15 protein-coding genes are annotated in these 14,352 nt (G+C 48.9%); 5 read left to right on the top strand and 10 right to left on the bottom strand.

All coding sequences use genetic code 11. The features are described 5' to 3' along the window. Positions 1–169 precede the first annotated feature (169 nt). The gene (locus tag ACT3R7_RS19860) at positions 170–799 is read left to right on the top strand and encodes a LysE family translocator (protein WP_192537602.1); all 630 of its coding nucleotides are present in this window, start codon (positions 170–172) and stop codon (positions 797–799) included. A gap of 199 nt (positions 800–998) precedes the next feature. Here the strand turns inward: ACT3R7_RS19860 and ACT3R7_RS19865 are convergent, their stop codons facing one another. Both ACT3R7_RS19865 and ACT3R7_RS19870 read right to left on the bottom strand, forming a co-directional pair. Beyond that, positions 999–1,916: a nucleotidyl transferase AbiEii/AbiGii toxin family protein gene (locus ACT3R7_RS19865; RefSeq protein WP_192537603.1), complete on the bottom strand. Its 918-nt coding sequence runs from the start codon at positions 1,914–1,916 to the stop codon at positions 999–1,001. Then, on the bottom strand, positions 1,906–2,727 hold the full coding sequence (locus ACT3R7_RS19870) for a type IV toxin-antitoxin system AbiEi family antitoxin (RefSeq protein ID WP_192537604.1): 822 nt from the start codon (positions 2,725–2,727) through the stop codon (positions 1,906–1,908). The genes ACT3R7_RS19865 and ACT3R7_RS19870 overlap by 11 nt, the downstream gene beginning before the upstream one ends. Before the next feature lie 331 nt (positions 2,728–3,058). On the opposite strand from ACT3R7_RS19870, the gene ACT3R7_RS19875 reads away from it, so the two are divergent. Further along, on the top strand, positions 3,059–3,367 hold the full coding sequence (locus ACT3R7_RS19875) for a hypothetical protein (protein WP_018917985.1): 309 nt from the start codon (positions 3,059–3,061) through the stop codon (positions 3,365–3,367). A gap of 91 nt (positions 3,368–3,458) precedes the next feature. Here ACT3R7_RS19875 and ACT3R7_RS19880 read toward each other — a convergent pair whose 3' ends face one another. After that, positions 3,459–4,409 (bottom strand): DUF808 domain-containing protein, encoded by a 951-nt coding sequence (locus tag ACT3R7_RS19880; protein WP_192537605.1) that lies wholly within the window; start codon positions 4,407–4,409, stop codon positions 3,459–3,461. An 859-nt stretch (positions 4,410–5,268) separates the two neighbouring features. Between ACT3R7_RS19880 and ACT3R7_RS19885 the strand changes: the two genes are divergently transcribed. After that, on the top strand, positions 5,269–6,375 hold the full coding sequence (locus ACT3R7_RS19885) for a hypothetical protein (protein WP_444280550.1): 1,107 nt from the start codon (positions 5,269–5,271) through the stop codon (positions 6,373–6,375). Between the two features lie 179 nt (positions 6,376–6,554). On the opposite strand, the gene ACT3R7_RS19890 is transcribed toward ACT3R7_RS19885, so the two are convergent. Genes ACT3R7_RS19890 through ACT3R7_RS19905 form a run of 4 tightly spaced genes read right to left on the bottom strand, consistent with a single transcriptional unit; the run spans position 6,555 to position 9,133 of the window. After that, positions 6,555–7,742, bottom strand: a complete 1,188-nt coding sequence (locus tag ACT3R7_RS19890; protein ID WP_192539875.1) for an MFS transporter — start codon at positions 7,740–7,742, stop codon at positions 6,555–6,557. A gap of 29 nt (positions 7,743–7,771) precedes the next feature. Continuing rightward, on the bottom strand, positions 7,772–8,152 hold the full coding sequence (locus tag ACT3R7_RS19895) for a carboxymuconolactone decarboxylase family protein (RefSeq protein ID WP_192539876.1): 381 nt from the start codon (positions 8,150–8,152) through the stop codon (positions 7,772–7,774). Further along, on the bottom strand, positions 8,149–8,793 hold the full coding sequence (locus ACT3R7_RS19900) for an aldo/keto reductase (protein ID WP_496199397.1): 645 nt from the start codon (positions 8,791–8,793) through the stop codon (positions 8,149–8,151). Before ACT3R7_RS19900 ends, ACT3R7_RS19895 begins: the two co-directional genes overlap by 4 nt. Positions 8,794–8,836: 43 nt before the next feature. Beyond that, on the bottom strand, positions 8,837–9,133 hold the full coding sequence (locus tag ACT3R7_RS19905) for an aldo/keto reductase (protein WP_496199398.1): 297 nt from the start codon (positions 9,131–9,133) through the stop codon (positions 8,837–8,839). 46 nt (positions 9,134–9,179) lie between these two features. On the opposite strand from ACT3R7_RS19905, the gene ACT3R7_RS19910 reads away from it, so the two are divergent. Continuing rightward, positions 9,180–10,121: a LysR family transcriptional regulator gene (locus ACT3R7_RS19910; RefSeq protein ID WP_192539878.1), complete on the top strand. Its 942-nt coding sequence runs from the start codon at positions 9,180–9,182 to the stop codon at positions 10,119–10,121. Between the two features lie 383 nt (positions 10,122–10,504). Then, positions 10,505–11,017: an HAD family hydrolase gene (locus tag ACT3R7_RS19915; RefSeq protein ID WP_496199401.1), complete on the top strand. Its 513-nt coding sequence runs from the start codon at positions 10,505–10,507 to the stop codon at positions 11,015–11,017. A 621-nt stretch (positions 11,018–11,638) separates the two neighbouring features. Here ACT3R7_RS19915 and ACT3R7_RS19920 read toward each other — a convergent pair. The 3 genes from ACT3R7_RS19920 to ACT3R7_RS19930 form a co-directional block, all read right to left on the bottom strand. Beyond that, positions 11,639–13,306, bottom strand: coding sequence for an ADP-ribosylglycohydrolase family protein (locus ACT3R7_RS19920; protein WP_496199402.1), 1,668 nt, complete (start codon positions 13,304–13,306; stop codon positions 11,639–11,641). Positions 13,307–13,308: 2 nt separating this feature from the next. Beyond that, a complete protein-coding gene (locus ACT3R7_RS19925; RefSeq protein ID WP_496199399.1) occupies positions 13,309–13,950 on the bottom strand; it encodes a DarT ssDNA thymidine ADP-ribosyltransferase family protein in 642 nt (213 codons plus the stop codon). Next, on the bottom strand, positions 13,947–14,352 hold a 406-nt coding region (locus ACT3R7_RS19930; RefSeq protein WP_496199400.1), incomplete at its 5' end, for a 3'-5' exonuclease. The genes ACT3R7_RS19930 and ACT3R7_RS19925, both read right to left, overlap by 4 nt.

A 14,352-nucleotide genomic window follows, 5' to 3' on the forward strand; every position in this document is an offset into this window, starting at 1 on the left:
ATAGCTTATTAGTCACTTAAGGCGAATACACAGACTGCCGCCGTGCTAGAGGCAACTGGCGCCAGCCAGTTTTCTGCTAAGGATGAGCCTTTGTTTGCATAAGCGTTACAGTCCAGCGCAGAATCAAGAAATCCGAATAAACGCGAGCCCTGCCAGGAAAAAACACCCTATGTCTCTGCACGTTTGGCTGACGTTTTTCATTGCCTACCTTTTGATTACCCTCTCACCGGGCCCTAATGTGCTCCTGGTCATTCGTAATACGCTTCGGTATGGCGCAACCGGTACGGTAATCGCGCTAAGTGGCAACCTTCTAGCTCAATTGATCACTATCCTGCTGGTGGCCTTGGGGGTGGGTACGTTATTGAGCACGCTACCGGTGGCGTTCACGGTATTGAAAATCGTCGGAGCGGCCTATCTTATCTATCTTGGTGTGGCCCAATGGATGGCTTCTTTCAAGAACAACCCGGCGGCCAGCCCGGTGGTCAGCGATGTGACATCAAGGCGCCCCTCTCTATGGCTGGAAGCGTTTCTAGTCTCTATCAGTAATCCCAAGACCCTACTGTTTCTATCCGCCTTTCTGCCGCAGTTCCTTGATCACACGACAGGCTTGACCCGCCAATTCGCCCTCATGTACCTCACCATCGCGCTGATCGTGATCGGCGTACACTCAAGCTACGCGCTAGCGTTGCGGCGGCTAGGACATCACTTCCAAAGCCAGCGATGGAAAGTGGCGTTCAGTCGTGTCAGTGGCACGCTGTTTATCGGCATGGGTATTCGGCTGGTCGGTAGCCGCGCGTAAGGTATAAGGTCCACGTATCAAGAGTGTTGATTAGCCACTGCACAATAGACAAGGGAGGCCTTTCACCCAAACAGCACCGCATAACGCGTGCTGCGCCCGCCACCACCCAGCTTATATAGGCAACATTTTGCTACCAGCTCGGCCATGTCCCGTGTGGCGGTGGCCTTACTCACCTGTTTTGTCACTTTAACCCGATCCGCTACTCTAGCAGCGCTTCAAGTCTGTCTCGCTGCTCAGCATGCTTGTCCGCATTCTCGTATTTTAGCTTTTCCAGATTGATTAGTTTCCAGCGCACGGCAGGTAAATCAGCCGCCTGAAGGCGGTCAATGGCAGCGAAGTCGGGAGTGCCATCGTGCAGACTCAACAAGAATCTTCTGGTGCTTTCATCAAAGCGGGACTGAATATCCGCAATCAGTCGTTTGCGAGTACCTACAAGCTTTTCAAGACTGAATGAAGTCTTGGTCATGCCCTCGAATTCTCGAGCATAAGGCTGGTCTAGATCGATCAGATTCGGGTTCAGAAGCTCATGTGCGGGGCGCGATGAACTCGCGATATAGATAAGAAAAGTGCGAAATAGGTCGTCTGTCAGGCCTTCATTATCATAGAGCAGCTCCACATCAAAAAGATCGCGCGGATGCTGGCGATCTACGGCTGCATGCAACTTGCCGCCAAACAAGTCTTCAAACGAGACTATCTGCATTTCCGCGTAGCCAAATTCATCCTCAACGGTTTCGGAGACGTAGCGCATTTCAGGGTCGTGAACAACGCCGCGTGTGACAGGTGACGTCTCAAGCTTTACCTCCACACCATCTAAGCGGACAAGAAGCCGGGTAGCACCGCCGCCGCCGCCTTGTATGCGTTGTGTTTTTGCGCCTGCAATACCACGTTCGATGGAAGCCGCAATGCGGCCCATCGCATCATTGATCTCAAGAAGGCTTTCACTTCGGTCTTTAATCGGCAAGTAGGTCAGGTCAATATCGACTGACAGGCGAGGCAAGTCACGATAGAACAGATTAATCGCCGTACCGCCCTTTAGTGCAAACACCTCTTCCTTGGCGACATGGGGAAGAATACGCACAAGCAGCCTGACTTGGGCTTCATAGGTTTCACGGGCCATCGTGGCTCTCCCTTCTTATAAATTCTTCGGGCACCACGATGCGGTACCGGGGGTGTATTTTTCCACCCTTGACCAACGCGCGATCGCCGCTGCCGAGGTTGAACTCTGCTGGGTCGAGGCGCTTGCGCCAAGGGTGGCCGTGGCGATCCGCAAAGACAAAGAACAGGCGCTTAACTTTGATCTTCTTGCAGCTATGCAGCAGTGCCGATATCGTCCTCGGGCGCAGGGTCGTCAGGCTCTCGAACACCATATCGAGATTGTGAAAGCTTTCATGGTCAGGCAATTCATTCATGGCCTCCATAATCGCCCTTTCGGGCGCTGACATCTTCAGTTCCCATTCCCAAGGCAACGTGTCGGTTACGTCCGTATTGATCTTTTTCAGGCCGAGCGCCGGGTCGGAAAATAGCGATGTGCTGCGGGCTTCTATGGGTACATTCAATGACAGTTGGGTCAACCAGTTCGGTATGCTTTCACCGTAAACCCAGACAGGGGCGTTACTACCGAGCCGCAGATAGTGGTCATAGCCCTGTTGGCTTAAGGCGGTGATGCCACCCACATGAACCTCGTAGCCCATCAGGTACTGAAGCGAGAGAAGGCAGTTCTTCCAGTCAAGCGTGTCTGGCACACTCGAACTTGATACTGGGCGGCGAAAGACGCCGCGATGGACACGTTCCAACCAGCCGCCGTTGACATACTTACGGGCAAGAAAACGGCTGACACCGTGGCGTTCGAGCCAAGCAGAGTCGACCATGAACCCTTTAGCCGTAGCCCCAAGAACGCTCTTTAATTTTTCTTCTTTATGTGTACTCATAGTTCACAAAGTAGCATTTAACTAAAGAAGCCGCCACATTCTCTTCGAGATAATTAGATTTTGTGTACTCACAGTACACAAATTATCAATTTTATGAAGAAAAAGTGACGAGACGAGTCACGAGTTTGAAAGAGAGTCTGACACCTTCGCAACGCCTCTCTCGTCGTCGACCGGCAGCCCGGGACATGACACAGGGGCAACTCTGAATAGTGATCTATGTGTCAATCAAGCACTCGTCAATCAATGAAATTGGACGCGCAAAAAGTTATTATCCCGCTACATAGTTTTCTGCTGAAATCATACGCTTCTACATTCTCTCATTGGACACGCTATGCATAACCTTTGGATTCCCGTCGTCGCCATTTTCGTCGTTGCGGGCCTGATATTCGGTGGCCAGGCCTATTCCGAGGCCCAGCGTGATGCCCACATCGCCGAGATGATTTCGGAGCGTCTTGAGAGCCAAGCACCGGCCAAAATCTCCAATCTGGCGACTGTCAACAAGGGCTATGGGGTGTGCGGCGACTATGCGCTTGCAGGCGCCGAATCCGATCGTTTCTACTACAACAGCAACACCAAGCGACTGGCGCTCGGCACCGATGCCCCGCTGTATCAAGACAACTGCAAGCGCGTCGCTTATTGATCCATTGGAACCTGTTCACGACCTGTTAAGCAGTCATGTGATTGCGCCCGGCGCTGCGCGGATTGTCGAGCAAATGAAGTCGCGGCCGCACCTATGCCGAATGTGCCTTCTTGATAGGGATGAAGTGCAGTACACCCACCACCACCGAGCCCACCAAAAAGCCTATCACCGCTGAGCACAACGTATTGAAACTCCAGCCCAGCAAGCCGCCCAAGGCACCGGTGGCCTCGCTAATCCTATGCTCAATATGATGTACCCATTCATAGGGGGCGTTGAACCAACCCGTGCCATCCGCCCCCAGGTTGGCCATCAGGATATGTCCTCCCACCCAGAGCATGGCGATGGTACCCACCACTGCGATGGTCGCTAGCACCTTGGGCATGGCCGTGACCAGACCACGGCCCAGTTTCTGCATGCCCGAACTGTCCCGCTGGGCGAGCTTCAGCCCGAAATCATCCATCCTGACCAACATCGCCACCACGCCATACACCAGAACAGTGATGACAAACGCAACCACCACCAGGCTCACCATCTGCGACCAGAATCCCTGATGGGAAACAGTAGAAAGCGCGATCACCATGATTTCGGCGGACAGAATCAGGTCGGTGCGAACGGCACCACTCACGATCTTTTTCTCGGCTTCAGGCCCCTTCTCTACCGCAGGCTTGTCGTCGTCATGCTTGCCAGAAAGCTTGTGCCAGACCTTCTCAGCGCCCTCAAAGGCTAGGTAGCTGCCGCCCACCATCAGGATGATCGGCAATAGCGCGGGCAAAAAGTGGTTCAACAGCAGCGCTGCCGGTAGGATAAAAATCAGCTTGTTGCGGATCGAACCCAGCGCGATTTTCTTCACAATCGCCAGTTCACGCTCCGCTGCCACACCCTGCAAATATTGCGGTGTTACCGCCGTATCATCCACCACCACCCCGGCCGCCTTCGCCGTCGCACGCCCAGCGGCGGCACTCACATCGTCCAATGATGCGGCGGATAACTTCGCCAATGCGGCAATGTCATCCAATAATCCTATCAAGCCGCCTATGGCCATGGATGTTTACTCCGTGAATAACAGTTGCTGATAGTAAAGCACATAGCGGGTTGGCGAATGGCCTCATTTGCCTCATAGGGCAGCGCAAACAATGCCTCGCCAGTGTTTTTTATCGCCAAAGCATGGGAGTCATTGCGCTAGCCAGTATCAGCAGAAGGTTTAATTTACTCTCACTTTGATCACTCATAGTGACTAAAATACACTTCTTATAAACCTCCACCGCCCACTAATGCATCCGAATGGCCTTATGCTCCTTCTGTCTGATACGCTAATAGGGCCAAAGGCACATTCCGAAGAGCAAACGTATGGGTTTGAAAAAGTCAGACTATTAAGCCGCAACAACTTTCCTTTCTTGTTGTTGCGTCTGCCTGCCTAAACCACTTCCTTAAATGTAGGCCGCCGCCAAATAATCTTATTTTCGCTGAGACTTTATTGTGCTTAATAAGAATCCTCGACTGTGGAATTACAACCTGCCGATAGCACACATGATTGGAAGGACTCGAGCTGCCACCTCAGTTCTAACAAATCTTATTGGGATGATAATACATCTCATACCAACTATATTCGCTACTAATTCTGCTTCTATCCTCTACTCGACCTGGGGAACTTGCATAGTATACGGAGGGTTAATAACATGGATTTTAAACTGACATAACAAAAAAACTATTTGTGAACAAAAAAAGGAAGGAGACATGATCTACGAGCAGCTTATTCCTTAAACCTTATACTCTCATCCACTATATTTAGAGACTGAAAATAGTGTAAGCTACGTATTTAGCCAAGTACCACCTCATCGCAACCACTGTGGCCTAAAACAGACAAGTTTTACCCTAACATTTAAATAACGTGGAATCCGGGCATGTGTAAAGAAGTCCAGCTGAGAAGAATCAAAATAGACTTGAGCGGAATAGTGCAATTCTCAGCTCTTCTAGGTGTGGTTTTACATCTTATCTTTATATATTTTTATTTTCACTTAATTGGGCGTACCGATCTTTTTATTGCCTCCCTGACGGAAAACAATTCTTTTGTATATCTTATAGCGTTCGGGACAATATTTGGCATGGTAGCGTTTGTACTTTTCTCCATCCCATCATTTATATTAATACTCTCTAACCACATGTTTAGAGCCTACATTCCATCTGGAAAAGAAAAAAAGTACAAAAATTTCCTTTTAGTTTCTTCTGTATCTTTCGTGATAATCATCTCCCTTTCTCTACTGCTATCAATTTACTTCAAAATAGAAATTGGTGATAACTTTTATTCTTGCCTATCGCTTCTTTTAATTTCTGCATTCGCCTATATTTCACTAAGGAAATATATTAAAAAGCACATAAAAAAAGATGAACTAAAACACCATAATACCATGAAGGTAAATTTGGAGAGATTAGGCGTTTCTGCTTTATCTGGTTTCTTTGTCCTGTGCGCCTCTCTATACACAATATTTGTGGCCAAAGCAACTTTGCAATTAAGTGCTTGGGATGGAAGCAATTATGATACATACAAATCTATTTTTTATATCACCACCGGCGTGCTAGCAACTTTTATACCAGCTTTTTTTTATTTTCTTCCAAACGATAATGAGTTTAAAAAGAAAATTCAGGCCGTAACATTTGGAATATTTTTGTTTTCAGTCGTTCTGATATTAATTATACCAGCAACGGCTGGTGTTGCAGCTTTTAATGTGGCAGGTTTACTAGGTATGAATGACTCTACTAACAGAGTCTACTACTTGCCTGACATAAACTCTCGTCGAGTTTTCTTGGACAAGACGTGGAGAGCGAAGGAAGATAAATATAGCAATGATGAATACATAGTTGCTAAACAGCTGTACTCTGCCGGTGGTTCTGTACTACTTTGTAATAAAGATACTGTTTTTAAGCCTGAGGAAGTTGAAAGCCTTAGGAAAGTAGCAGCATCATGCCTTATGGTAGAAAGCTCCTGGTTAATAAAAATTAACAATGAATAGTAATCTTCATACGGCTCTGGCCTTAAAATTATTTTGAATCGTGCTCAATATTTTAGGGTTAAACCGCCTTTCACGCTTATGAACCCAGCTATAAATTGACGTTGACTAATGGGCAAAGAAGATAGAAAAATCGGCAGGCCAATAAAACTGGCCCACCGCTTTGATAAATTAGACTTTAACTATTCTGCTTGAGAGGTTGCAACCGTTGGGCCAGACATTAATGCAATAGTAGCGGTACCCAGAGCTGTCGCAACAGCGGCGAATAGATAGATCTCATTAAGCCCAGATGTCGACAGCACGATAGCTCCAAGCATTGCACCAAGTCCTATCGCCGCATTAAAAATGGCGACATAAATTGCAGAGGCCGGTAGAGCGTCATCACCAGCTTCCTTAAGAATCCAAGTCTGGAATCCCACCAAAACAGCGCCGATGCCTCCACCCCAAATAATAAGCATTAATACCGTGCCCCATAGGCCCATAACATCCGATAACATAGACAACAGCCACAGAGCTGCCGAAGCGAGGCAAAGGGCAACCATCAGAACCGATTTGAGCCAGCGGTCGATCAAGCTAGCGGTCACCACATTTGCTGCCAATCCAGCACCACCAAACGCCAGAAGTAAATACGCAATCACTGATGGCGTGATCTCGCTTTGCCTAACAAGGTAGGGCTCGATGTAAGTGAATGCCATGAAATGAGAGGTAACTACAAGCGCAGTGGCGGCAAAGATACACATAAAACGCTGATTAGATAGAACACGTCCCATGGCAGCGGCACCGAAACCTTCGTTCCCAGGAAGCTTAGGCAGTGTGGCGAAACACACGACTGCGACACCAAATGACAATACCGCGACAGCAGTAAAAGCTGCACGCCAACCATTGAGAGAGCCCAACAAATTCGCTAGCGGCACGCCCAGCACGCTGGCAGCCGATACGCCTCCAAAGATGATGGATGTGGCAAGTCCTACGCGATGGGGAGGCACAATCTGAGCACCGATAGTACCGATCATTGCCCAGAAGGCACCATGTGCTAACGCACCAATCACTCGCGCGCCCATGAGCGCAGGGAATGTTTCAGCCATGGCGGCAACCCCACTGGACAGAGCAAGGATTAACATCAGGCAAACTAAAAGTGGACGCCGCGGCATGCGGGAAAGAACGACAGCAGAAAAAAGCGCAGCTGCAACAGCTATCCATGCATAGAGAGTAACAATCAGGCCCGTCTGCGAAGTAGACGTTCCGAGAGAACTACCGATATTAGAGAGCAAACCAATCGGCGCCAGCTCCGTGGTAACAATAGTGAAGCTACCTACGCCAAGAGCCGTTACAGCCACCCAGTCTTGCCAAGTTGTTTTTTGAGCAGACATGCCAACCTCCTTTTCTCTGTTCAAAAAAGTTAGACGGACGTGAAGGCGGATTTCGCCGCTGTAATAGCATTCATCGACGCGGGGATACCCGCATAGACCGCCACCTGCAGAACGATTTCGACAATCTCTTCACGAGTTACCCCAGTATTCAACGCGGCTCGCATGTGAAACTCGAGCTGCCCCGGAGCCGTACCCATTGCTGCGAGCATAGCGATAGTGAGCATTTCGCGCGTATGTAGCGAGATCCCTTCACGAGCCACTACATCGGTAAAAGCAAAACCCAGTAGTATCTCAGTTGCGTCGTCGTGAAACTCATCAAGATTTTGCGCAACGCGTTCAGGTGCACTAGGCTCAAGCCTCTCAAGGAGGGATAACGCTTGGGTACGTCGATTAGAAGTCGGAACACTCATACGTTCACTCCTTTCATGCCTTCTGAGGTGTAGCGTTCGCCTATTACAGGCAACGATGCCGTGGCCTTTTCGAGTTGCCGCTGCTCGTCCACACTGAGCGTGATGCTCGCTGCAGCGACATTCTCTTCGAGATAGTGCAGTTGCTTGGTGCCGGGTATCGGCACGATGTCTTGCCCTTGTGCCAATAGCCAAGCCAGCGAGAGCTGGGCAGGTGTGCAACCCTTATGCTCTGCCAGTTCAGCAATCACGTCGGCAATTCGCCGGTTGGATCCAATCGCTTCCTTTGCAAAACGAGGTAAATTAGCGCGAAAATCATCATTGTCGAGTTCAGCGGTGTTTTGAAACCGGCCAGTTAGGAATCCGCGGCCAAGCGGAGAATAAGGAACGAAGCCAATACCTAGATCACGACAGGTCGGCAACACGGCTCTCTCTACTTCGCGCGACCAAAGAGAATATTCAGTTTGCACTGCAGTGATAGGATGTACTGCATGAGCACGACGCAGAGTTTCAGCGCTGACTTCACATAAGCCTATACGAGCAATTTTCCCAGATTGGACAAGTCGCTCCAGCCCACCAATGGTCTCTTCGATCGGTTCTTCAGGATTGATGCGATGAATATAGTAAAGGTCAATTTGTTCCACACCGAGCCGACGAAGCGAGGCTTCACAAGACTGGCGCGCATAGTCATGCGCTATTATCCAAAGTCCGTTTGTACTCCCCTGGGTCGCGCACAATGCCGAACTTGCTTGCAATTCGAATTTGAGACTTGCTACGTGAAAGGAACTTTCCAATCAGCTCTTCGTTATGATGCGGCCCATACATATCTGCTGTATCAAAAAAGTCGACCCCAAGCTCTACAGCTCGCTCCAAAACCCGCAAAGACTCACTATCATCTCGAGGCCCATAGAACTCGCTCATACCCATGCAGCCCAAACCAATTGCCGAAACGGTGAAGTCTTTTCCAAGCGTTCGCTTTTTCATAACGACCTCCTTAATCATGGAGGTTACAGCTTGACAGGATCAAAAAATGGAAAAAATGCAAGATATTGACAAAGAGATTTCCATTATCGGAAATAGCATGCCCCGAGGACTGGTTTGGGACGATACTCGGGCATTTCTTGCCGTAGCGCGCTGCGGAACGCTGAGTGCGGCTGCTTTGGAACTCAACATTGGCATAGCGACACTCTCACGTAGAATCGAGCGGCTCGAAACTGCCCTGAAACTTCCTCTTTTTATACGTCAGCAATCGGGCTACCAGTTAACTGAGGATGGCGCCGATCTCGTAGAGAAGGCTGAAGTAATGGAAGCGGCTGCACAGGCTTTCTCATCGGGCGCGGACACTCAAGCGCAGATAAGTGGTCAAGTGCGGCTAGCCACAGCCGAAAATCTGGCTACGGAGTTAATACTGCCAGCACTCCCGGCATTTCGAGCGGAATATCCAGAGCTTTTAGTGGAAGTTGTGACTGATATCTCGACCATTAATTTGCATCGAAGAGATGCCGATCTTGCGGTACGGATGGTTCGACCCGAAAGGGGCAATGTCACTCTGCGCCGTCTGGGTACCTTAGGGTACGGCCTTTATTGCAGCCCGGACTACGAGTCACGCCGAGAATTAAACCCTGATCAGGGTGACTACGATACGGATACCTTTATCACTTGGGGGGAGATGCAGACACATCTTCCTGGCGCTCAATGGGTAGAGCGGATTCTACGAGGACGCAAACCAGCCCTGACCACGACTTCACTTGCTACACAAGTATCCGCAACTAAGGCGGGGCTTGGGCTTGCCGTGCTGCCTCACTTCATTGCACGCGATAGGGGACTAATCTGCATCGACTCAGACATTGGGGTCGACCAGCCAATCTATCTAGTTATCCAAACAGACCTTGCAAGATCGCGGCGTGTCAGAGCACTTGCTGACTTTCTCACAGATTTGGTGGCTCGACATCATGAACGGCTCAGTGGATAAGCGACGTATCTGCTTACCATTCAAATTCTCCTCCCCATAGATTTAGCCAGCATAAGGATGTTGGTCATCAATATTTTCCATTTTTGAAAAACTAATTAAGAAAATTTGTTAAAGACTGACCTTTCTAAAAGTCGCAATCTTTCCATGGCACTCCGACGGAATTGGCGAGTTTAAACATTCCATTCTCGTTGAGAGCTTTATCTAACTGCAACGATTCGCCATGGAGAAACCTATGCCTTCTCAAACCCTTTTGATTTCTCGGTATTTCGTAAAATCCGGTCAGGCAGACGCACTCGCTACCAAATTAGGAGATAATGATGCGTCTCGCATTTTTATCTCACTTGACGAGTCCGAAGTGTTAGAGCTTCGGGCTCTCGAAGCCAATCAGTACAAGGGAAGAACTCAACCGCTCTTATTACCGTTATTTCACAGGAGTCGACCCACAAATGCTTAACCGGGCCGGGGCGGATTGGGCAATGGAGCGCCTGCAACATCCTGATGATCTATTTATTGCACCAGTGATAGAAGAACTTCAGCGTCTACAAGAGGAAGGAATCACTCCAGTTTTCATTTCGGGTTCTTTCCATGCCCTTCTCGAACCAATAGCAAATTCTCTCAAAGCGCCCCATATTCTTGCAACTAAGCTAGAAATCGGTGAAGACGGACTATATACAGGGAATATTATATCCCCTCAAACTATTGGTATGGGCAAGGCATTAGCAATTCAGAACTTCCTTCAACAAAAAGATACATCTCCTCAACACTGCTACGCATTCGGTGATGATATTTCTGATCTGCATATGCTTGATGTCGTCGGCTATCCGGTCGTAGTGGGAACTGGCAGCAGCCTGGCAAAACACGCGGCTATTGCCAATTGGCGTGTCATCGCGACCTAATAGCTCTGGGTGGATAGAATAACCGCAGTAATTTAAACCGCAAGTTAGGAGGCACTAGGGTCAGCGCCCCACTCTCTGGCTTACCGCCAGAAGTGCAGTAGTGCATCGGATACAGATAACTGGCTCAAATCCATGCCAGAAATGACTTGGACAACCGTCGCAACCACCGCTGGTAATCCGAGCAAAACGCGAATGGGTATCGGCACCAGAGCGGTCTACCATATGGTTTAGGCGCAGGTTTAGGGTTTGCCTTGCAGCTTCACTTGCTTGGCCAAATTCTGAACCAAGCACTTTCTATGGCATCGCACTCAGTATGCTCAGCGGCGCCGTATGTGGCCTGTCCTTTGATCAACACTCACCCCAGCACGAAAATACTTTCCACTCTTCGCAACTGCAGTGGGCCACATCAGTGTATTAGGGTTAACACTGTATGCGTTATCGCGGCAAGACCAACTTACCATTATCAGCATCGAGATTGTGTCGATGTATCCACTGATACTGTCGTGTTTGGCTCGCTGATGCGCAAGGAAAGGGCAGCAAAACCAGTATGATCGGGTAGTACTTTCAATTGCTGCGAAAATACTGATTGTAGCGTGCAGAAACAGTTGCATTTGACACAAATCATTTCCGACGTCTTTTAGCTCGCGCTTCATATGCGGTCAGAACATTAGAGGTCAAAGCAATACCACGCTCTACAAAATCTTTCCCCCCTTCATCAACTTGTTGGAGTAGCGCTTGACCTATCATCTCAGGTGAAAACCCGCCGCCTATAATTTTCTGTAACATCTCGTTTAGAGTAAGCCCTTCTAAACCAGAAGTGACCTTTCCATAGCCATCATTTGATACTTTCTGTCCTTCATCCTGTTCGAACAAGTCTCGTAGTCTGTCTGGGGGTTCAGCAGCGAAGCGGCTCTCTGATTTTTCAAGGCTCAATTCGTTGGAGACTCTCTCCCGAGCTATATTGCGAGGCTCTGAGCGGGATCGCACCAGAATGGTCTGCCCAAAAGAAAGACGGAACCAGCCAATCAAGTCGCCACTGATCTTTGCAACTGGTGAAGAGGATATTGCTTCGATACGGTCTATTCCATTCAACCATAGATGTCCGTCGATAATGCCAATTGAATCAACGGCAGCCCTTGCAGGCTTCCAAGACCTGAGACTTGGATAGCGAAAGGACGGTGCTTCATCCCCTTTCGCTATTAGTGTGAGTCGTTCAGCTTCAACCCGAATATACTCTCTGTCCTGAACTGCCCCTTCGCATTCTTGATCGGTACAAGACCCTATAATCGCACCCGCCATCGTTGCGATCGAGTCGGTATCCGACCCAAAAACATTGACAATTTTTAGTAGAGTATCTTTGGGGGCTGAAGTATCAGCGAGCAAGCTTACAAAGGAAGCAAGTATTGCTGTCTTTGTACCTGATCCTCGTGAAGACGGCGTAAGCCCCCCAAGCGCATTAACCGCTTGAGGATAAACATCTTCAAGTATGCCTTCACCAAGTGGTTCAAGTATGTTGATATCATCCAACATCTCTTGGACTACTTGCGCTACTGCCTCTTCGAACGATATCTTATTGCACCCTGACCAAACGCTTAGCCAAAACATGCGAAGATCGCCATCATTATTTACGACATCCAAAACCGAGCGTAATTGATTAACCATTACTTTTAGCTCTGCTAGATTAGCGGCTCGGCCGTTCAATAACGCGAAACTAAGAGAACTGGCATGAAAACAAGCCCCTACTATTCCTCGGACATGCCCGTGAGTACATACAGAGTTTCTAATGACATCCAGAAAAATACTGTTTAAATTGTGAAGATCCGGCGCAGCCCAAACATGTGGCTGTATGCGCATGGCAGCACCGTTTCCTCCAACACTAATATAGGTCGCTTTTTTGCTATCAAAAAAGTTTGAATACCAAGTAGCTGACGTTCGAGCGAGGTTCGACGCCGCCTCCTTCGATCCAACCCCAGCCCCTAGCGCATAATTCGCCCATGCAGGTAACTCAACTTTCGCGAACGCAGCAACATTGAATGCCCCGTCGCCACGAATTGCTCGCGACGTAGCTAGACGCAACTGCGTATCATCTGAATACGTACCGGCTGGCAGCTCTACTTTTACGCCACTGTACCCACCGACTTTTCTCTTCCAAGGTACAGTGTCTTGAACTTCATCCGCCCCGATGCGGTATTGCACACGACTAGCATCCGCAAGCTCTGTCATAAATCCAAGTGCGTCGCCGTATGCAGCCCATTCAGCAGATAACCTGTTCTGTTTTTTGCGATCCATTTTCAAAGCGGCCTAACTCCGAATTTTTCAGGAGCCACAATTACATCAACATCGCGATGGAATGTGGCCTTAAGGAAGCCGATTGTTTCCGACTGGTCATCGTGAGTGTTGACGTAAATTCTTTGTAAATAGTCAGTCGAAAGTGACTTCGGGTACAGTGCTTCGGCTTGATAGCACGTTGGGTAGCAGAGCCTAGTTGTATGATTTCGCTTCACTACGTTATTACTCCAACGGACAACGCAATCTGAGAAAAGATTAGATAGTCCAGCTGTTCCTACACCTCTTGTGACAGACGTGTAAATATTATTCGTAGATGCAAAGACAACACCCTCGTGGGTAAGCACCACTGGATCAAACGCGAGAATACACCAAAATATTGGCTCTTCACGATGCCATTTTCCAGCACTGATCTGGTAGAAACTAGTGTTGATATGCTCCAGAGATAAGCTGATATGGTCAAGATACTCAATATCCCGACGCAATTCGGCGTTTGCTGCGAACAGGTACTTCACCATTTCGTCGTTTTGCAATCGAGCGCGAGACTGCAGAGCTTGCGTATAAAGTGTTCCAAGACATCCGTGGTTAGTCGTGAAGTGAACTACTTCACTGATGCCCCTGACTGCGACAGTTTCGGCTACGCTCATAATTTAACTACCTCCACGGTACCGGCTGGGATTGCTTGAAGTAGCGGCAGATGCTCGCCCGGTTTAGTTCCCAAAATCACCGTTTGTCTAGCACGCCCAATCCCCATCGCGATCAACCTCCGGTGCGTATCGTACCGGTCATCATCAAGAGCTTTTCCGTAAGAGGCATGCTGAGCAGCAAGGCCAATCATGAATACATGATCAAATTCTAGCCCTTTGGCGCTATGGAGAGTGCAAAGTCCAATGTTCGCTGCCCCAGCCGGCCATACATGCGCTCCCTGTAGTTCACAAAAAACAAACCCGTTGTAGTTCAGTACCGCTCTTACATCATCAAACCAACCACCACCTTTGAGGTGGAGAAAACCGACGGTCTCTCTCTCCAGATCGATATGTCGAAGACGG

Origin of the sequence: Halomonas sp. AOP43-A1-21, assembly GCF_052376775.1 — a bacterium.
GTDB classification, from domain to species: domain Bacteria; phylum Pseudomonadota; class Gammaproteobacteria; order Pseudomonadales; family Halomonadaceae; genus Vreelandella; species Vreelandella colorata.